Source organism: Enterococcus sp. LX10 (assembly GCF_023539285.1).
Lineage (GTDB): Bacteria > Bacillota > Bacilli > Lactobacillales > Enterococcaceae > Enterococcus > Enterococcus faecalis.
Genome location: NZ_CP092784.1, coordinates 2,177,543 through 2,196,899, shown reverse-complemented (window position 1 = coordinate 2,196,899; position 19,357 = coordinate 2,177,543). Strand labels below are relative to the sequence as shown.

At 37.2% G+C, this 19,357-nt stretch carries 17 protein-coding genes; 13 read left to right on the top strand and 4 right to left on the bottom strand.

The annotated features are described in order from the left end of the window. Positions 1-159: 159 nt before the first annotated feature. Positions 160-1,875 (top strand): ABC transporter ATP-binding protein, encoded by a 1,716-nt coding sequence (locus MKZ30_RS10290; protein ID WP_033601132.1) that lies wholly within the window; start codon positions 160-162, stop codon positions 1,873-1,875. A gap of 43 nt (positions 1,876-1,918) precedes the next feature. On the opposite strand, the gene trpS is transcribed toward MKZ30_RS10290, so the two are convergent. Continuing rightward, positions 1,919-2,929 (bottom strand): tryptophan--tRNA ligase, encoded by a 1,011-nt coding sequence (trpS, locus tag MKZ30_RS10285; protein ID WP_002359559.1) that lies wholly within the window; start codon positions 2,927-2,929, stop codon positions 1,919-1,921. 359 nt (positions 2,930-3,288) lie between these two features. Here trpS and spxA point away from each other — a divergent pair, with 359 nt between their 5' ends. The 4 genes from spxA (at position 3,289) to pepF (ending at position 7,819) form a co-directional block, all read left to right on the top strand. Further along, complete coding sequence (gene spxA / locus MKZ30_RS10280; RefSeq protein ID WP_002356477.1) at positions 3,289-3,687, top strand: transcriptional regulator SpxA; 399 nt, start codon at positions 3,289-3,291, stop codon at positions 3,685-3,687. 342 nt (positions 3,688-4,029) lie between these two features. Continuing rightward, positions 4,030-4,692: an adaptor protein MecA gene (locus tag MKZ30_RS10275; protein WP_002356478.1), complete on the top strand. Its 663-nt coding sequence runs from the start codon at positions 4,030-4,032 to the stop codon at positions 4,690-4,692. Between the two features lie 89 nt (positions 4,693-4,781). Continuing rightward, the gene (locus tag MKZ30_RS10270) at positions 4,782-5,960 is read left to right on the top strand and encodes a competence protein CoiA (protein ID WP_033601133.1); all 1,179 of its coding nucleotides are present in this window, start codon (positions 4,782-4,784) and stop codon (positions 5,958-5,960) included. Between the two features lie 47 nt (positions 5,961-6,007). Further along, complete coding sequence (pepF, locus tag MKZ30_RS10265; RefSeq protein WP_002382553.1) at positions 6,008-7,819, top strand: oligoendopeptidase F; 1,812 nt, start codon at positions 6,008-6,010, stop codon at positions 7,817-7,819. A gap of 91 nt (positions 7,820-7,910) precedes the next feature. Here the strand turns inward: pepF and MKZ30_RS10260 are convergent, their stop codons facing one another. Further along, a complete protein-coding gene (locus tag MKZ30_RS10260) occupies positions 7,911-8,570 on the bottom strand; it encodes a ClpXP adapter SpxH family protein (protein WP_002356482.1) in 660 nt (219 codons plus the stop codon). A gap of 63 nt (positions 8,571-8,633) precedes the next feature. Further along, positions 8,634-9,212, bottom strand: a complete 579-nt coding sequence (locus MKZ30_RS10255; RefSeq protein WP_002356483.1) for a CYTH domain-containing protein — start codon at positions 9,210-9,212, stop codon at positions 8,634-8,636. Between the two features lie 196 nt (positions 9,213-9,408). Between MKZ30_RS10255 and yjbM the strand changes: the two genes are divergently transcribed. The 4 genes from yjbM to mgtE are packed head-to-tail and all read left to right on the top strand — an operon-like array spanning position 9,409 to position 13,186. After that, positions 9,409-10,083 (top strand): GTP diphosphokinase, encoded by a 675-nt coding sequence (yjbM, locus tag MKZ30_RS10250; RefSeq protein ID WP_002356484.1) that lies wholly within the window; start codon positions 9,409-9,411, stop codon positions 10,081-10,083. Positions 10,084-10,095: 12 nt separating this feature from the next. Further along, a complete protein-coding gene (locus MKZ30_RS10245; protein WP_002356486.1) occupies positions 10,096-10,893 on the top strand; it encodes an NAD kinase in 798 nt (265 codons plus the stop codon). Between the two features lie 7 nt (positions 10,894-10,900). Further along, positions 10,901-11,794: an RluA family pseudouridine synthase gene (locus tag MKZ30_RS10240; protein ID WP_002362547.1), complete on the top strand. Its 894-nt coding sequence runs from the start codon at positions 10,901-10,903 to the stop codon at positions 11,792-11,794. Between the two features lie 30 nt (positions 11,795-11,824). Beyond that, a complete protein-coding gene (mgtE, locus tag MKZ30_RS10235) occupies positions 11,825-13,186 on the top strand; it encodes a magnesium transporter (RefSeq protein WP_002362548.1) in 1,362 nt (453 codons plus the stop codon). A 117-nt stretch (positions 13,187-13,303) separates the two neighbouring features. On the opposite strand, the gene cutC is transcribed toward mgtE, so the two are convergent. Further along, complete coding sequence (cutC, locus tag MKZ30_RS10230) at positions 13,304-13,933, bottom strand: copper homeostasis protein CutC (protein WP_002359565.1); 630 nt, start codon at positions 13,931-13,933, stop codon at positions 13,304-13,306. A gap of 129 nt (positions 13,934-14,062) precedes the next feature. Between cutC and MKZ30_RS10225 the strand changes: the two genes are divergently transcribed. The 4 genes from MKZ30_RS10225 (at position 14,063) to recD2 (ending at position 19,225) form a co-directional block, all read left to right on the top strand. After that, positions 14,063-14,908, top strand: a complete 846-nt coding sequence (locus MKZ30_RS10225; protein WP_002419464.1) for a methyltransferase domain-containing protein — start codon at positions 14,063-14,065, stop codon at positions 14,906-14,908. Positions 14,909-15,220: 312 nt separating this feature from the next. Further along, positions 15,221-15,727, top strand: coding sequence for a tRNA (uridine(34)/cytosine(34)/5-carboxymethylaminomethyluridine(34)-2'-O)-methyltransferase TrmL (gene trmL, locus MKZ30_RS10220; protein ID WP_002356493.1), 507 nt, complete (start codon positions 15,221-15,223; stop codon positions 15,725-15,727). Positions 15,728-15,944: 217 nt separating this feature from the next. Then, on the top strand, positions 15,945-16,589 hold the full coding sequence (locus MKZ30_RS10215) for a histidine phosphatase family protein (protein WP_033601135.1): 645 nt from the start codon (positions 15,945-15,947) through the stop codon (positions 16,587-16,589). Between the two features lie 26 nt (positions 16,590-16,615). Next, positions 16,616-19,225, top strand: a complete 2,610-nt coding sequence (recD2, locus tag MKZ30_RS10210) for an SF1B family DNA helicase RecD2 (protein WP_010816710.1) — start codon at positions 16,616-16,618, stop codon at positions 19,223-19,225. The last annotated feature ends 132 nt before the right edge of the window (positions 19,226-19,357 follow it).

The following is a 19,357-nucleotide window of genomic DNA, read 5'->3' as shown; positions in this document are numbered from 1 at the left end:
ACGATAAATGAAAAAATATTCTGATAATGAAAAGTTTGTGAAAATGATTTTGAGTCAAAGTTACTTAAATAACATGCGTTCTGATAGAAGTTAGAATTTTGCAAGAGACCGTCTTTTTCCGTATAATGAGTGAGAATGAAGGGGGAGAGTTAAGGAGTTATGTTAAAGCGTTTTTTTGGGTATTATCGACCTTATCGTCGATTATTTATTTTGGATTTTGGGTGTGCCGTTTTTGCGGGGCTGTTAGAGTTGGCTTTTCCAGTAGCAGTCAACCAAGTAATTGATAAGATTATGCCAAAAGGAGATTTTCACCTCATTGCATTAGCTAGTGCGGGCTTATTTGCATTTTATATAATCAATACGTTTTTACAATTTATTGTGGTTTATTTTGGTCATATGTTAGGCGTGAATATTGAAACAGATATGCGTGAAGAATTATATCAGCATCTTCAAACACAACCGTTTGAGTATTATGATAATCAAAAAACAGGGAAATTAATGAGCCGTTTGACCACTGATCTTTTTGAAATTTCGGAAGTGGCGCATCATGGTCCAGAAGACGTCTTTATTACGATTATGACGTTAGCAGGTTCTTTTTTATTAATGTTAACCATTCACGTGAAATTAGCCATCGCTACGTTTATTTTATTGCCATTTATCACGATTGCGCTAGGCTATTTTAATAAAAAAATGACAAAAGCGAATACGGATATTTACGATAATTTAGGTGAATTTAATGCTGGGATTGAAGCGTCAGTAAGTGGGATACGTGTCACGCAATCTTTTGCAAATGAACCATTTGAACGAAAACAGTTTAATTATTTAAATCAAATGTATCGAAAATCGAAATTATATTTTTATAAGGTGATGGGTGTCAGTTCCGCCTATAATTACTTATTAATTCGTCTGATAAATTTATTTTCATTAATTTTTGGTGCGTATTATACAATTAAAGGAGAAATTACAGAAGGTCAGTTTGTAGGATTTATTTTATTAGCCAATATTTTTATTCGGCCGATTGAAAAAGTCAATAATATGATTGAAAGTTATCCCAAAGGATTTGCTGGTTTTAAACGTTTTACGGAAGAAATGGACAGACAACCGTCCATCAAAGATTTGCCAGGAGCTGTTGCTGTTTCGCATTTAGAAGGGACGATTGCCTATAAAGATGTTTCATTTGCTTATGAAGATGGCACAAAAGTTTTAGACCATATCAATTTAAAAATTCAACCTGGTGAAACCGTTGCTTTCGTTGGACAAAGTGGTTCAGGAAAAACGACCTTGTGCAATCTGTTGCCTCGTTTTTATGAAGTCAGTAGTGGTGAAATTACGATTGATGGTAGAAATATCCAGCAAATGACCTTGGCTTCATTACGTAAGCAAATTGGAATTGTTCAACAAGATGTGTTTTTATTCCCTGGAACATTACGAGAAAATATTGCTTATGGGAATTTAAATGCTACAGAAATAGACATTCAACAAGCGGTGAAATTAGCACATTTAGAACATGTAATTCAGCTAATGCCAGATGGCTTGGACACAATTATTGGCGAACGTGGCGTGAAATTATCGGGCGGTCAAAAGCAACGAGTGGCAATTGCGCGAATGTTCTTGAAGAACCCGCCGATTTTAATTCTAGATGAAGCGACTTCTGCATTAGATACAGAAACAGAACAAGTGATTCAAGAGTCATTAAACTCGTTAGCTGACGGGCGAACAACATTAATTATTGCCCACAGACTGGCCACGATTAAACATGCTGATCGAATAATCGTAGTGAGTGACCAAGGAATTTTAGAAGATGGAACACATGAAACTTTGTACGCGCAAAGAGGACACTATCGTCGCTTGTACGATGCTCAATTTAGAACATAAAAAAAACCGCGAATAAAAATTCGCGTTTTTTTTTTTTGTTTAGTTAGCGCCGAACTTTTCTTCCCAAACCAACAGCATTTTTCATTCGTTGAAGTGTTTTGTTGGCTACCTGGCGAGCGTTTTCTGCGCCCTCATCTAAAATCATATCTAATTCTTCTGAAGCTAGAAGCTCTTGGTAGCGCACTTGAATAGGTTCTAATAAGGCAACCACTGCTTCTGCTAAATCTGCTTTGAAGTCTCCATAGCCTTTGCCTTCGTAAGCTTGAACAAGCTCCTCAACAGTTTGACCTGTCGCAGCAGAATAAATATTTAGTAAGTTAGTAATGCCAGGTTTTTCTTCTTTATTATATTCAATTACACCAGTTGAATCAGTTACAGCAGAGCGTATTTTTTTGCGAATCACTGCTGGCTCATCAAGCATTGAAATAAAGCCCTTCACATTTGTATCAGACTTACTCATCTTTTTCGTTGGTTCTTGTAAGCTCATAATTCGACTACCTTGCTCAGCGATTTTTACTTCAGGCATCGTTAAAATTTCTTGATTTTTTTGGGCGTAACGTTTGTTGAAGCGTTCCACAAAATCACGTGTTAATTCTAAATGTTGTTTTTGATCATCTCCGACTGGCACTAAGTCAGCGTTGTACAACACGATATCACCAACCATTAATGGAGGGTATGTTAAAAGACCAGCGCTTACGCCAGCACGACCATTTTTTTGAGATTTATCTTTAAATTGTGTCATTCGTTCTAACTCACCAATAGAAGTATTGCACTGAATGATCCAACCAGCTTCTGCATGGGCACTCACTTCAGACTGTATGAAAATTGTTGCTTTTTGTGGGTCTAAACCAACCGCTAGGTAAAGAGCTGCTAAGCTACGAATTTGCTGGCGTAGCTTTTGCGGTTCTTGGGGAACAGTAATGGCATGTTCATCTACAATACAAAAATAACAATTGTATTCATTTTGTAATTCGATAAATTGTTTCATTGCACCAATGTAATTTCCGATTGTCGGAGTACCACTGGGCTGAATACCAGAAAAAATTGTTTTCATTAAATAACCACCTGACTTTAGACTTAAGATAGTGAATAGTTCTATTATACATTTTATTAGAAAAAAATACATGGGAACTTCTTGAAAAATCACCAAGAGAAGTAAATTATAACAGCAACCATAAAAATAGAAAACTGTATTACTTTTTTACAGAATCATAACGAATATCCATAAAATTTCATAAAAATTAACCCTAATTTTACACGGATGTAATGAAGGAAAAATAAACAAAGTTAATAAAAAATGTTTAAAAACCCCTAGTATTTTTATTAGAAATTAGGTATACTGGTTTTAAATAGAGGAACAGTACAGTTCCCTGTTTCAGAAACGCGATGATTCGCGAAAAGGAGTGATGCACAATGTTGACACTTTATACTTCCCCGAGTTGCACGTCATGTCGTAAGGCTAGAGCCTGGTTGCAAGAGCACGAAATTCCTTTTAAAGAAAGAAATATTTTTTCTGAACCTTTAAATATTGAGGAATTAAAAGCAATTTTAATCATGACAGAAGATGGAACAGAAGAGATTATCTCTACTCGCTCTAAAGTTTTCCAAAAATTAAATATGGATTTGGACGAGCTTCCACTTCAAGATTTATTAGAGTTGGTTCAAGAAAACCCTGGATTGTTGCGTCGGCCAATTATGATTGATGAGAAAAGATTACAAGTCGGTTTTAACGAAGATGAAATTCGTCGATTCTTACCAAGAGATGTTCGACAACTGGAATTGCGCCAAGCACAATTAATGGCAGGTTTATAAAAAATATAAAATTTTGTTCTTTATTTGTTAATTGTAATAAAGAACGATTCATATGAATTTAGGGCCAGGGATTTTTATCTCTGGCTTTTTAATACATATTTAGAACTTGTATTCATTTGATTTGGCAGAACGTGGTCAAGGAAAAATAGTATCTTTTTTGGAGAGACTGCGTTAAGATGAAGAGGTAGAAGGAGCGAAAAACCAATCGTTAAAAAAGTTCAAAGTTTATAAAACGTTCGCTAGTTTTCGAGGATTTACAGACTTTCCACTTTACTTTTGTGTAGTTTTCGCTACAATGAACGTAAGAAGTTTCCTGATTGAAGCAAAGAGAGGTGTAGCGCTATGGAAATGGAACATATTAATGAAAATACGATTCGTGTGTTAATTGGCAACGAAGACCTGGCGGATAGAGGGATTACTTTTCTTGACTTACTAGGAAACCACAAAGATGTTGAAAATTTCTTTTATAGTATTTTAGAAGAAGTTGATGTCGAAGATGAATTCCAAGGTAGTGAAGCAGTCACTTTCCAAGTCTTGCCTAAAAATGATGGCTTAGAACTGTTTATTAGTAAAAATGTCGCTATGGACGACTTGTCTTCCTTAGAAGGTCTGAGCGAAGTCAATGCAGATGTTAGCGAATTAATTCGCAAACAAATTGAAGCAGACAAAGCAGCCGCCGATGAACTTGATGAGATGGAAGCCACAGATGAAACAAACAGAAATGTAATCTTTGAATTAGATAATTTTGAAGCGATGATCCAATTATCCAAAGAAGTCTTCATGCAATCTGTTTTGACTAACTTATACACGTACAACGATCGTTATTACTTACAAGTTTTGTTCTTAACCGATGAATTAGAAAAAACAAATGTTGACAATGAAATTGCACAGATTTTAGAATTTGCTCATAAAACAACTGTCACTCAGGATACTTTAGTCGAATATGGCACTTGTATTATGGAACGCAGTGCGCTGGAATTAACACGTTATTACTTTAATGATTAAGCAAAAAAGCAAAAACTTTCGAGTTTTTGCTTTTTTTTTTGATGAAAATTAAGAAACTTTGCGTAGTTTATTTATGAGAGGTGAAAATCATGTTAACAGCTTTAACGGCAGACAACCAAGAATTATTTTCTTTAATCGATTGCTCGATTGATGAATTAACACAGATACGAAGCGAACAAGCTTTTGTGTGTCCAATGTGTCATCAATCGGTCATTTTGAAGGCAGGCCCCATTAAAATACCCCATTTTGCTCATCGTAAAAAGAATAGTTGTTGGTACGAAGCAGAAGCTGAAACAGAAGAACACCTCCGCTTGAAGCAGCTTTTTGCGGAAAAGTGTTTACGCGAAAAGCTGTCCTTTCAAGTTGAGGCATACTTACCCACCTTGAAGCAACGCCCAGATTTACTCATTGGGAAGATAGCCATTGAAATTCAATGTAGTCCATTGCCAATTAAACGTTTGGTGGAACGGACGGAGACTTATCAAACTCATGGCTATCAAGTTGTTTGGATTTTAGGTGAACGATTAGTGCCTAAAGACAAGCTCACGCAATTAACGAAACAATTTCTTTACTTTTCGGAGTCCTTGGGGTTTTATTTATGGACGGCCAATAAGAAACAAGAACGAATAGAGTTACTTTGTCATATTGAAGAGAGTCAATGTCAACAATTTTATAGAAGAAAACAATCATGGGATTTTTACGAAAAAAAATTACTAGAAATCATCCAACTACCGACTGCTAATTTAAATTTACTGCCAGGTAGACAGCATACTGGTCAATTGATGCATGATTATTATCAAAAATTGACTCAACAACTTGGTTACAGAAATGCTCAGTTGCTTAGAACACAAAGCTTTTTATACACGAAAGGTTGTCACCTTCTCCAGTTACCTCCTTGGTTTTACTATCCTGGATTGAAGCTATTACCTTCTTCTGAAGAAGATATTCATTTAAAAATGCTTGTTTGGGAAGCACTAAAAACCAAAGAAGGGCGTTTAGTGACCAAACAGGAACTATGGCGTATCTTGGAAGCTAGTTTTTTGGAAGAAGGGAACTTTATTTGGCAACCACTGCCGAATATTGGCTTAAAAAAGCTTTTTAAAATCGTGGGGAATAGCTTATTGAGCTGGTTACAAGAATGTTATGTGTTAATTAAAGTAAACAATAAGTACCTAATAACTAGTATTTTCCTAAGAGAAGATCCTGAAAAGCTCGTTCATTGGCTAAAAAAAGTGAAAAAACAACATTTTTTTAGTCACACGTGTTAAATTATGATAGTATAATGAGTAAAACGTTTCTTAAAGGAGAGTAAACTATGAGCGAAATTAAACAATTACCAACACGTGATGAAGTTCCAACTCCATTGACTTGGGATTTAACCAAAATTTTTAAAGATGATGCTGCTTTTGATGTTGCGTATAATCAGTTGACAGAGGAGCTAAATCAAGCAGAGTCATTTAAAGGTACCTTAGGGAATGGCGCAGAAGCTTTTCTAGCTGCGTTAGAATACGTTTTAGATGTCTATCGAAAAGTGGAAACATTATATGTCTATTCTCATTTAAAAAATGATCAAGACACTACAAATACAGCTTACCAAGCTTTATATGCCAGAGCTAGTTCTTTATATGCACAAGTTAGTGAAGCTGTTTCTTGGTTTGACCCAGAGGTTTTAACATTAAGTGATGAACAAATCTGGGGATATTTTGAAGAGCAGCCGAAATTAGCTGTTTATCGTCACTATATTCAAAATATTTTAGATGAACGTCCCCATGTTTTATCGATGGAACAAGAAGCTTTACTGGCGGGGGCTAGTGAAATTTTTGGTGCCTCAAGTAATACATTTTCAATTTTAAATAATGCAGACTTAGAATTTCCAACTGTGCAAAATGCTGAAGGCGAAACGATTCAACTTTCTCATGGCGTTTATGGTCAATTAATGGAAAGTGTCGATCCATCTGTTCGTGAAGCAGCATTTAAAGGGTTGTACAAAGTGTACAAACAATTTAGAAATACATTAGCCTCAACTTTAGGTGCACATGTTAAAACGCATAATTATAAAGCAAAAATTAGAAATTATGATTCTGCTCGGGCAGCCTCTTTAGCAAGTAATCATATCCCTGAAAGTGTTCACGAAACATTAGTAGCTGTAGTAAATAAACATTTACCTTTGCTACATCGTTATGTAAAATTAAGAAAAAAATTATTAAACGTAGAAGAATTACACATGTACGACTTGTATGCGCCTTTGCTAGGTGAAGCACCAATTCGTTACAGCTATGAAGAAGCAAAAGAAAAAGCAATTGAGGCTTTAAAACCACTAGGTGAAGACTATTTATCTATTGTTAAAGAAGCTTTTTCAAGTCGTTGGATTGATGTGATTGAAAATCAAGGAAAACGAAGCGGCGCATATTCTTCAGGAGCTTATGATACAGCCCCATACATTTTAATGAATTGGCATGATAGTTTGGATCAACTATTTACATTAGTCCATGAGATGGGCCATAGTGTTCATAGTTACTATACAAGAAATAATCAGCCGTATGTTTATGGCGACTATTCAATTTTCTTAGCTGAGATTGCTTCAACCACAAATGAAAATATTTTAACAGAATATTTATTACAAACAGAAACAGATCCTAAAGTACGTGCGTATGTCTTAAATCACTATTTAGACGGCTTTAAGGGAACCATTTTCCGTCAAACGCAATTTGCGGAATTTGAACATTTTATTCACACGGAAGATGCTAAAGGCACGCCATTAACGAGTGAATATTTGAGTGAGTATTATGGCGAGCTCAATGCTAAATATTATGGACCAGAAGTAGTTAGAGACGAAGAAATCAGTTACGAATGGGCGAGAATTCCCCATTTTTATTACAATTACTATGTTTATCAATATGCAACTGGCTTCTCAGCCGCTTCGGCATTGTCTAAACATATTTTAGCTGAAGAAGAGGGAGCTTTAGAGAACTATCTTAACTACTTGAAAGCAGGAAGTAGTGACTTCCCAATTGAAGTGATGAAAAAAGCGGGCGTGGATATGACGCAAGCCGCGTATATCGAAGATGCAATGAAAGTTTTTGAAGAACGTTTAACGGAATTAGAAGCTTTGGTTGAAAAATTATAGACAAAAAAGTGGGCTATAAGTCGAAATGACTTATAGCCCACTTTTTAACTCTTAAGATAATCAGTTAACCGCTTTTCTCGCAGCATCTTTTTTATAATAAATGTAAATGTCCATTTGGAAAATGATAATTGGAGCGACGTTTAAATTCAAAGGTTGCGTCACCTTGGTCCAGCAACGGTTCGTTATGTGGATGGACACGACAAAGTTGTTTAATTTCATCCATGTTTTCAAAATTTTCGACTAAAATGCCGAAATCGTTCTCGCAAGTATAGTTGTAAACGACTGCGGTAGGATGTTGTTTAATCCCCATTTCTCGAGCAACTTTTTGGTCGGTTTGGAAAGATTCTTTGACAAAATCGGATTGTCGGTCTTTACGATACATATCAATATCCCCGCCGGCCGCTAGAAGTAGTTCTTCTGATAACTCAGGAGAGTAAGCTAGACCGTCTTCAGCTACTGCTTTTTGTAGGCCAATCAACAATTGTCGGCCTTTTTTTCGGCCTTGTAACTGTGCTGCTTTATAGTCAAGAGCGGCTGAGTATAAATCTTCAAAAATTCGATTCCGTCGTTTAATGTCATTAATCGGAATATGTTGACGACTCAAAAATTCATTGATCGTTTTCATGTTTAATAAAGGGATAAAGCGCAATTGTATTTTCTTCTTGTCGTTAACAGACAATTGTATAATTTCTTTTTCAATTTCTAAACAGACGCCGCCTAAAGGATTGACGAACAAATAAATTTCAACCATTCATACTTCCTCCAATGCCATGCTTTTTCAAATACAGGTGCCAGAACGTCAGTGCTTCGAATACTAAGGGGCAGTGGTCCGCATCATGCGTTGAATCTTGTTAGGTGCAAGCGTAATGGGAATGTTCAAATCAGCCATTAATGTTTGAAACGCTTGCTTGCCGCTTTCAGCTTCAGTAACTTCTAACTCTAATTCAAAATCGTGCTGTTGGTTATACCAACTTTCGTCTAACGCAAGTAGTCCTTGAGGAATTTGTTTTTCTGCACGTGCTGTTTTTAATGAACCAATTAAATGGATCGAGGCGATTTCAATCCCTAATTCTTGTAATTTCTTCGCCACAGCCCCCTCAGTAGGGAGGTGATTCCTCTTGATAAAGTGGTTCGCCGTCTCAAGCGATAAAGGGTCATTGATTTCTAATAATCCTTCTGGCGCAGGAACTTTTAAGGTTAACTCACCACGATCTGCTAATACGCGAATTCTTAAGCCCATTCGTTGTGCTTTTAATTGAAAATCGTCCGTATCAAAATAATGATTTGTTTGCGTAAAAAAGTCCGTTTTTTGAATAGCAAAATGGTCGATTAATCGTTTGAAATCTTGCGGACTAACTAATGTTTTAAATTCAATTTCTAAGTGCTCACTCATGGGGTTCTCTCTCTTTCTTAAATCACTCCAATTTTCACATATTATATAGGTGTCCGTCAAGAAAAGTGGTCTTCTCTGTGAAAATTTTTTCTAATGAAAGGCGTTTGGAAATCAAATAGCGAATAACACCCTATTTTAGGGAGGACTGTGGTAAAATAATCAGTGAATGAAATTCAAGGAAATTGAGGGATCTACCATGGAACGAGAGTGGGAGCTGTTTTTAGCGCCATATGAACAGGCGGTCAGCGAATTAAAAGTAAAACTACGAGGTATTCGTAAACAATTTCGGGAGCAAGATAAACACATACCAATTGAATTCGTTACAGGACGTGTGAAACCAGTAGATAGTATTTTGACAAAGACGGCTATTCGGCATATTCCTTTAAATCGGATTGAAGAAGAAATGCAAGACATTGCTGGTTTGCGGATTATGTGCCAATTTGTGGAAGACATTTATCAGGTAGTCGCACTTTTAAGAAATCGTAAAGACTTAAAAATTGTGGAAGAACGGGACTACATTGAAAATAAAAAAGAAAGTGGCTATCGTTCGTACCATGTGGTGGTGGAATATCCTGTGCAATTAGTCACCGGGGAAAAGATTATTTTGGCCGAAATCCAAATTCGGACACTCTCCATGAATTTTTGGGCAACGATTGAACATTCTTTGAATTATAAATATCAAGGTGTCTTTCCTGAAGAAATGAAAGAACGCCTTCAGCGAGCGGCAGAGGCAGCCTATTTATTAGATGAAGAAATGTCATCTATTCGTGAAGAAATTCAAGAAGCACAACATTACTTCTCTCATGGCCGTGGATTGCTAGAAAACGAATACTATAAGCAAATTAAAAACGAAACACCAGAAAATCAGTAAAGGAGTCTGCTTATGAAAGTGGCGATTGTTCATAACTCGGAAGAAAAATCGAAACAAGTCACAAAACAACTGACAACACTATTAGAGCAAAACCAAATTCAAATAGACAATCGTCAACCTGAACTTGTGATTTCAGTCGGCGGAGATGGTACGCTTCTTTCCGCTTTTCATCGATTTAATCATCTTTTAAACGAAGTAAGTTTCTTAGGTGTACATACCGGACACTTGGGTTTCTATACAGATTGGCGTGATTATGAATTAAAAGAACTAGTTGAAAGTTTATGTATTCATCGTGAAAAAAGTACAAGTTATCCATTATTAGATGTGCGGATTCGGTTTAGAGATGGGAAACCAGATAAACATTTTTTAGCATTAAATGAATCGACAATTAAACGAGGAAACCGGACGATGGTAGGCGATGTGTTTATTAAAGACGAACTGTTTGAACGATTTCGTGGTGACGGGTTGTCGATTTCGACCCCAACCGGCTCTACTGCGTATAATAAAAGTATTGGTGGAGCTGTTTTGCATCCTAGCATTAATGCGTTTCAGTTAACCGAAATCGCCTCCTTAAACAATCGTGTCTTTCGAACATTGGGTTCACCGATTGTAATCGCACATACGGAGTGGCTGGAGATTAAATTACAGGAAAGTGATGATTATTTTGTCACGGTGGACCAATTAGATATTTATCAAGAAAATATCGCTTCTGTCTGCTATCGAATTGCAGACGAACGGATTCATTTTGCCTCTTATCGGCACATGCATTTCTGGCATCGAGTGAAAGATGCCTTTATTGGTGAGGATTAATTAAACGATGGAATTTCAATGGACATATGACAAAGAAACAACACAACAAGTGAAATATTTTTTAAAGGAACAAGGCGTTTCAAAAGGGTTATTAGCTAAGGTGAAATTTCAAGGTGGTAAAATCCAAGTGAATGGGACCGTTCAAAATGCCATCTATCCTTTACAAACTGGCGATGTCGTTAAAATGACGATTCCAGATGAAGCGGAACATGAGACATTATTAACAGATGATGAACCGATTGAAATTGTGTTTGAAGATGATCATTTTTTAGTAGTTAATAAGCCCGCTGGCATTGCCTCGATACCTGCTCAGTATCATCCTTCAGGAACGATGGCGAATCGTGTTAAGGGCTATTACAAGCGTCAAAATTACGTGAATCAAGTTATTCATGTCGTGACTCGTTTAGATCGAGATACTTCTGGGCTGATGTTATTTGCGAAACACGGCTTTGCTCATGCTTTAATTGATCAAGAATTACGAGAAAAAAAGGTGACAAAAATTTATTATGCTCTTGTTGGTGGAGCGATTGAGCAGTTAAACGAGCATCAATTGATTGAAAAGCCAATTGGGCGCGACTTGTCCTCTTTATTAAAACGTCAAGTTATCGAAACGGGTCAATTTGCTAGTACAGAATATTGGCTCGCAAAAAGAGGAGCCCAAGCAGCAGCTGTGCGCATTCAGCTTCATACAGGACGAACACACCAAATTCGGGTACATTTTGAAGCAATTGGCTGTTCATTATTAGGGGATGAGATGTATCATGGAGAGATGGATCAAGGAATTGAGCGGCAAGCGTTGCATTGCATGGAACTAATTTTTACTCATCCTTTTACCAAAGAAACGGTTCATCTGATTTCCCCACTAGCGGAGGATATGAAAAGTGTAGATGATACGTTATAATAATAAAGAGGCAGGAGGGGAAAGTGTAAGATGAATGAAGGCCAAGAAATGGAAGAGCAATTTGCCCTTCTTTTAGAAACGCTAAAAAATCAACAAATGAACGAATTTCGTGAGCTATTTTTAGCGTTACACATTTATGAACAAGGACAATTTTACCAATCGTTAGATGAAAAAGACCGACAACATTTATACAATTACCTATCTCCGAAAGAACTAGCGGATATGTTTGATGTTATCGAAGAAGATAATGAGAATATGAAAGATTATTTAGCTGAAATGCGCCCAAGTTATGCAGCAGATATGTTAGCTGAGATGTATACCGATAATGCGGTGGATTTACTAAATATGTTAGATAAAAGTCAAAAGGCGAAATATCTTAGTTTGTTAAGTAGTGAAGAAGCAGGCGAAATTAAAGAGTTACTTCATTACGAAGATGAAACTGCTGGGGCGATTATGACCACCGAATTTGTTTCGATTGTGGCGAATCAAACAGTGCGTTCTGCGATGTACGTCTTAAAGAATCAAGCGGACATGGCGGAAACAATCTATTACGTTTACGTAGTCGACCAAGAAAATCATTTAGTCGGCGTTATTTCGTTGCGGGATTTAATTGTTAATGATGATGATACCTTGATTGCTGATATTTTGAATGAACGGGTTATTTCAGTTCATGTTGGCGATGACCAAGAAGATGTCGCGCAAACAATTCGTGACTATGACTTCTTGGCTGTGCCAGTTACAGATTATGATGATCATTTGTTGGGGATTGTAACAGTTGATGATATTATTGATGTTATTGATGATGAGGCCGCTAGCGACTACTCTGGTTTAGCCGGGGTCGACGTTGAGGAAGTTAGTGAGAACCCTTTAAAAGCCGCTTCTAAACGATTACCTTGGTTAATTACGCTGCTGTTTTTAGGGATGTCTACGGCCTCGTTAATCAGTAATTATGAGTCTTTAGTTAGCGAAGCGAGTATTTTAGCCGTTTTTATTTCTTTAATTACCGGAACAGCCGGCAATGCCGGGACACAATCATTGGCGGTCGCGGTACGCCGTTTGGCTATGAAAGATGAAAAGGATAGTAATTTTGGTCGCTTAATCTTAAGTGAAGTGCTCACGGGACTAGTGACGGGGGCTGTGACAGGTTTAACCATTATGATTGTGGTTGGCGTGTGGCAACATAATCTTCCGCTTGGATTTGTGATTGGGATGGCAATGCTCTGTGCAATTACTGTGGCGAATTTAGCAGGGAGTTTAATCCCAATGTTAATGGATAAATTAGGGTTTGATCCCGCAGTTGCCAGTGGCCCGTTTATTACTACCTTAAGTGATTTAACCAGTGTATTAATTTATTTCAATATTGCCAGCATGTTTATGCGTTATTTTGTTTAAAAAATTGCACTTATTTATCATGAGACTGAGGTAAAAGGATTCGTTGGTTTGCTTGAAATCAAAAAAGTGAGATAGCCGTTGCTACGACGGCTACCTCACTTTTTTAGATACAAGAAATTAAACAATTTTTGTGCCATGGACTTCTGTGACTTTTAAAGTGTCCATCACAGTTTGAACGTTTTCTGTGGAAATGCCGCCACCTGGTAAAATAAGAATCCGTTGATCTGCGTAGGCAATTAATTCTTTTAAATGATCAAAGTTGTCTTCGATAGGGGTACCAGCTGGCCCACCATGAGTTAAAATACGCGTCACACCACGCTCAGCTAACCAGTCGATCGCCTTAAATTGGTTTTCTTTCGACAAGGCATCAAAAGCCATATGGAAAGTGATTTGCAAGCCTTCAGCTGTTTCAATGAATAAGTCCAAAGCTTCTTCATCTAACCAACCGTCCTCAGTTAAACAGCCAATAACAATGCCGTCGGTTCCTAATTTCTTTGCTTCGATTAAATCGGTATGCATAATTTTTAATTCAATATCATTATAGACAAAATTGCCGCCACGAGGACGAATGATTGTCATCACTGGTACAGAATGTTCGCCAGCGTATGCTAAGACTTCTTCAATAACACCAGTACTTGGCGTCGTTCCACCTACGGCTAAGTTATCGCATAATTCGATGCGATTCGCACCTTTTTGAATGGCTTGGGGAATCTTAGTGAAATTTTCGGCACAGAATTCTTTAATCATTTCTTATCGCTCCTTGCTTTTTCTTCACAGGCATTGTACCATAATTCTGCTTACTACCATAGCCCTGAAAAAAAGAGTGCAACTTTTTATAAGAGAAAATGTTCATTTGATGAACGTAAGGAGTTTTAAATGTTAAAGAAAATTGAACGAGCACAACAATTATTGAAAAAAGAAGCAGCCGTATTTCGCTGTCCAACTTGTCATGAACCAATGCATGTAGAAGGGGTTGGTCTGATTTGTCAACAGAGGCATCAATTTGATTTATCCAAGAAAGGCACGCTATACTTTCTAAATCATGGCGTTCAGACAGAATATAATAAAAAAATGTTTACTTCTCGAGGAAAAATGATTCAAAGTGGCATGTACGCGTCTGTTTTAAACAAAATTATGCACTATCTTCCTCAAAATAAAACAGTAGTCGATGTTGGTTGTGGTGAAGGGAGTTTTCTAGCTGAGTTAAGTCAAGCAGGCTTATCTGGACTGAAAATCGGGTTTGATTTATCAAAGGAAGGAATCTATTTAGCAAGTAATCAGCCAATTGATGCGTTTTGGTGTGTGGCGGATTTAACGAATTTGCCATTTGCGAATGAAGGGCTTGATACGATTTTAAATATTTTTTCTCCTTCACATTATCAAGAATTTCGGCGAGTACTAAAATCTGACGGGACTGTGATTAAAATTATTCCTGAAGAGAATTATTTAAAGGAATTACGAGCGGCTTTTTATCCCAATGACGAAAAGAAACAAAGTTATTCCAATCAAAAAGTAGTCCAACGTTTTGCAGAGGAATTAGCTGTGGAAGTAGATGAACGAATAACTTATTGCTTTGACATTCCCGAGGAAAGACGGTTGGATTTATTAGAAATGTCGCCATTAGAGTGGCAAGTTTCTCAAGAAGTTAAAGCCGAGCTACAACAGCGACCATTGGAAAAAATCACGATTGACGTCCGCTTGTTAGTAGGTCGTAAAAGATAGACTTTTTTGTGAAGAAAATCCTAAAAAAGTCTTGCAATAAAGTGACATTGGTGTTATATTACTTACAAGTTGTTTTTTCATTGGTTTTTATCAGGGTCCTGTTCTGATAAAAGTTAGTGAAGAGACCTTCACTAACGTAACGACTCGCCGTGCTAGACACCGAGACGGTACGTTTTTTTTATTGGTTAGAATAGCTGCCGCCTGACATCATCGCGTCATGCGGTTTTTTTTTGAAAATAAGTATTGTGGGCGCTATTTATTTTGAATTTATGCTAAAATGAACACGATTGATATTTGAGGAGCTGAAGATAGTTGACGAACCATATTGTTTTATTTGAACCACAAATTCCAGCAAATACTGGAAATATTGCACGGACATGTGCAGCGACGAATACACCGTTGCATTTAATTGAACCTTTAGGATTTTCAACAGATGATAAACACTTAAAACGTGCCGGATTAGATTATTGGAATGATGTAAATATTACGTATCATAAAGATTTGGCTGCCTTTTTAGCCCATGTGGCAGGCAAACACTTGCATTTAGTAACCAAATTTGCTCACCAAACATACAGTGAGGTCAATTATAATGATGGCGAGGACCATTATTTCCTTTTTGGAAAAGAAACAACGGGCTTACCAGAAACGTTTATGCGAGAAAACGAAGAAAAGTGTATCCGAATTCCTATGAATGATGAACATGTGCGCTCACTGAATCTTTCTAACACTGCCGCACTAATTGTTTATGAAGCCTTACGTCAGCAAAATTTTCCGAACTTAGAACTGACGCATCATTATGAAAATGATAAATTGGATTAAAAAAAGTTAAGACAGTAACGCTTTTTTTCAAAAATGTCAGAAGAAAGTGGTTTTATTTATACTGTTGCCCAATTTTCAAGCCTAGAACAAAAAACAATTTAGATTTTTGTTCTAGGCTTATTTTGCTTGGATTACTAGAAACTTCCATGGATATTTTCGCAGGGAAGTGATAAACTAGAAAGACATATGAAGAGATAAAGAAGTTTGGAGAAGTTACATGAAATTATATTTTACACGACATGGAAAAACTGAATGGAATCAACAGAAACGATTTCAAGGAATGACAGGAGATTCGCCGTTATTATCAACTAGTTATGACGAAATTAAACAATTAGGCCAATATTTACAAGATATTCCGTTTGAAAAAATTTATTCTAGTCCGCTATTACGTGCCAAAAATACTGCGCGGGGAATTCAACAAGAATTGACTCATCCAGTTGAAATTGTTTATACAGATACCTTAAAAGAATTAGGTTTAGGGCGTCTAGAAGGACAATATATTGAAGAAATGCGTAATTTTTATGGAGAAGAATTAGATCATTTACGGCATCGTTTAGATTTGTATGATCCAACAATTTTTGATGGTGAACCAATCGAGCAAGCGATTCAACGGATTTCAGATACAGTTGCTGAAGCGGCGAAGCAGCACGAAGGTCCAGTTCTATTTGTCGGACACGGAGCAGCCTTGACAGCGGCAATCCAAGCGATGGCTGGTAAACCATTATCAGAATTACGGACAATGGGCGGGCTGTTAAACAATAGCCTTTCAATCCTTGAAACCAAAGAGGCATCAAGGAACATGCCGTACGACTTAACGTTATGGAATGATACGTCTTTTTTAGCTAAAGAAAAAGCACAATAAGCGCACAACAGAAAGGAGGGCTTGTAGTGGTAACACTTTTTGGTGAGGACGAAGAAAAAGCCTTTATTGTTGGGACTGTACAAGCAATCTTTTTTGAAAATCCCAGTAATTTTTATAAAGTTGTTCTTGTAAATGTGACCGATACAAATACAGATTATTTAGAAAAAGAAATTGTAGTAACTGGAAGTTTTGGCCAAGTTCAAGAAGAGGAACCCTATCGTTTCTTTGGTCATTTTGTGGACCATCCTCGTTATGGCAGACAGTTTCAGGTGGATAGTTATCAGCAAGAAAGACCGACTTCGGCTAGTGGGGTGGTTAACTATTTATCAAGTGACAAATTTCCTGGCATTGGTAAACGAACAGCTGAAAAAATTGTTGAAGTATTAGGGGAAAGTGCGATTGACCGAATTATTGATGACCCGAGTGTTTTGGAAGAAGTTACTGTTTTAAATGAAAAAAAACGTCAAGTAATCGTCGAAACAATTCGCTTGAATCACGGGATGGAGCAAGTGATTGTGGGACTAAATCGATACGGCTTCGGTAGTCAGTTAGCTTTTTCAATTTATCAAACGTATCAAGAAGAAACCCTTTCTGTGATTCAAGAAAATCCTTATCAGTTAGTTGAAGATATTGAGGGAGTCGGATTTAAACGAGCGGACAATATTGCTGAACAAATCGGCATTCAGGCGGATTCTGCTGTTCGAATTCGAGCGGCGATTTTACATGAAGTGTTTGAACACTCTATTCGTTCAGGCAATACGTATGTTCAAGCAGATGTTTTATTAGAAGAAGCGATTCGGACCTTGGAAGCAAGTCGCCCAGTGGAAATTTCACCTGATCAAGTGGCCAATGAAATCATTACGTTAGTCGAACATGGAAAAATCCAACAAGAAGAGACTAAACTTTTTGAGAACAGTCTCTATTTTTCTGAATGGGGCATTGGTACTTCGATTCAGCGTTTACTTTCTCGTAAAAAAGAAATTCATTACGAGGAAGAAGAAGTCCAAAAAAATATCCGAATGATTGAGAAACGTTTAAATATTCAGTATGGCGACTCGCAACAAGCAGCGATTGAAGAAGCGATTAAATCGCCGTTATTTATTTTAACTGGAGGGCCCGGAACAGGGAAAACAACTGTTATTAATGGGATTGTCTCGTTGTTTGCGGAGCTAAATGGTCTTTCATTAGATCTCAAAGACTACACGCAGGAGATGTTTCCAATCTTGCTAGCGGCGCCAACTGGGCGAGCAGCGAAACGTATGAACGAAACGACAGGTTTACCTGCAAGTACCATCCATCGTTTGTTAGGCTTGACAGGTCGTGAAAAAAATCCGAGTTTAACCGCCAAAGAATTAGAAGGTGGTTTGCTAATTGTAGATGAAATGTCAATGGTGGATACTTGGTTAGCCAATACGTTATTAAAAGCTATTCCGACAAACATGCAAGTGATTTTTGTTGGTGATAAGGACCAGCTACCGTCTGTCGGTCCAGGTCAAGTCTTACATGACTTATTGCAAATTAACGAAATTCCCAAATGTGAGCTAAACGAAATTTATCGTCAAGGAGACGGTTCAAGTATTATTCCTCTTGCCCATGAAATTAAAGAAGGAAAGTTGCCTGCTGATTTTCAAAAAAATCAAAAGGATCGCTCGTTCTTTGCAAGTGATATTGGTCATATCGAAGAATACATTCGACAAATCGTCACAAAGGCAAAAGCAAAAGGGTTTACGCCACAAGATATCCAAGTTTTAGCGCCAATGTATCGTGGCGCAGCCGGCATTGATGCCTTGAATAAGATGATGCAAGAAATCTTCAATCCAAATGATGGTAAGAAAAAAGAAGTCAAATGGAATGACACCGTCTATCGGATTGGGGACAAAGTTTTGCAACTAGTCAATACGCCAGAATTAAATGTGTTCAATGGAGATATGGGAGAAATCGTCGGAATTACTTTAGCCAAAGACTCAGAGGACAAAGTGGACGAGTTGGTTTTACAGTTTGATAATAATGAAGTAACGTATAAAAGAAATGAATGGAATAAAATTACGTTATCCTATTGTTGTTCGATTCATAAAGCGCAAGGTAGTGAATTCCGCATGGTGTTACTGCCAATGGTTCATCAGTATAGCCGAATGCTGCAACGAAATTTGTTGTATACAGCAGTGACACGTAGTAAAGAATTATTAATTCTATTAGGTGAGGTTTCTGCTTTTGAAACATGTGTCAAAAACGAATCGGCTAGTCGCATGACGATGCTAAAAGAACGAATCGTGAACGCAGAACAAATGACCTTAACGACTAGAACCCAGTTAGAAGCCTATGAAGAAGGTTTAACGGCAGACCATCCATTTACTGAAACGGAAACAAAAGCTGTCTCTTATGAAACTGAACAGCAATCAACGAAAGCCAATCAGATAAAAGAAACAGACGAGCAATTAGTTGACACAACGGTACAAGAAGTTTCACTATTTGCTGATGAAGGGGAAGAGTCAACCCCAGAAACAGCAAATAAAGCGACAAAAGTTGTCGAAGAACCATTACCAAAAGAACCACGACTAACAGTCGAAATTATTCAAACAAATGCTGTTGATCCAATGATTGGAATGAAGGATACGACGCCTTATCAATTTATGTGAGAAGAGGAAAGAGGTCGGGACAGAAGCGTTTAACTCCGAGAAATAAGAAGGAATTTCCGAAAATTGTTCTATAATTTTTGGAGAATTTCGGCTTATTTCCGAAGGAGTTGCTTCTGTTCCCGCCGTTTATCA

Excerpts from the sequence above, each read along its gene's own strand:
- MKZ30_RS10290 (WP_033601132.1), top strand. The coding sequence starts at position 160 with ATGTTAAAGCGTTTTTTTGGGTATTATCGACCTTATCGTCGATTATTT.
- trpS (WP_002359559.1), bottom strand. The coding sequence starts at position 2,929 with ATGAAAACAATTTTTTCTGGTATTCAGCCCAGTGGTACTCCGACAATC.
- spxA (WP_002356477.1), top strand. The coding sequence starts at position 3,289 with ATGTTGACACTTTATACTTCCCCGAGTTGCACGTCATGTCGTAAGGCT.
- MKZ30_RS10275 (WP_002356478.1), top strand. The coding sequence starts at position 4,030 with ATGGAAATGGAACATATTAATGAAAATACGATTCGTGTGTTAATTGGC.
- MKZ30_RS10270 (WP_033601133.1), top strand. The coding sequence starts at position 4,782 with ATGTTAACAGCTTTAACGGCAGACAACCAAGAATTATTTTCTTTAATC.
- pepF (WP_002382553.1), top strand. The coding sequence starts at position 6,008 with ATGAGCGAAATTAAACAATTACCAACACGTGATGAAGTTCCAACTCCA.
- MKZ30_RS10260 (WP_002356482.1), bottom strand. The coding sequence starts at position 8,570 with ATGGTTGAAATTTATTTGTTCGTCAATCCTTTAGGCGGCGTCTGTTTA.
- MKZ30_RS10255 (WP_002356483.1), bottom strand. The coding sequence starts at position 9,212 with ATGAGTGAGCACTTAGAAATTGAATTTAAAACATTAGTTAGTCCGCAA.
- yjbM (WP_002356484.1), top strand. The coding sequence starts at position 9,409 with ATGGAACGAGAGTGGGAGCTGTTTTTAGCGCCATATGAACAGGCGGTC.
- MKZ30_RS10245 (WP_002356486.1), top strand. The coding sequence starts at position 10,096 with ATGAAAGTGGCGATTGTTCATAACTCGGAAGAAAAATCGAAACAAGTC.
- MKZ30_RS10240 (WP_002362547.1), top strand. The coding sequence starts at position 10,901 with ATGGAATTTCAATGGACATATGACAAAGAAACAACACAACAAGTGAAA.
- mgtE (WP_002362548.1), top strand. The coding sequence starts at position 11,825 with ATGAATGAAGGCCAAGAAATGGAAGAGCAATTTGCCCTTCTTTTAGAA.
- cutC (WP_002359565.1), bottom strand. The coding sequence starts at position 13,933 with ATGATTAAAGAATTCTGTGCCGAAAATTTCACTAAGATTCCCCAAGCC.
- MKZ30_RS10225 (WP_002419464.1), top strand. The coding sequence starts at position 14,063 with ATGTTAAAGAAAATTGAACGAGCACAACAATTATTGAAAAAAGAAGCA.
- MKZ30_RS10215 (WP_033601135.1), top strand. The coding sequence starts at position 15,945 with ATGAAATTATATTTTACACGACATGGAAAAACTGAATGGAATCAACAG.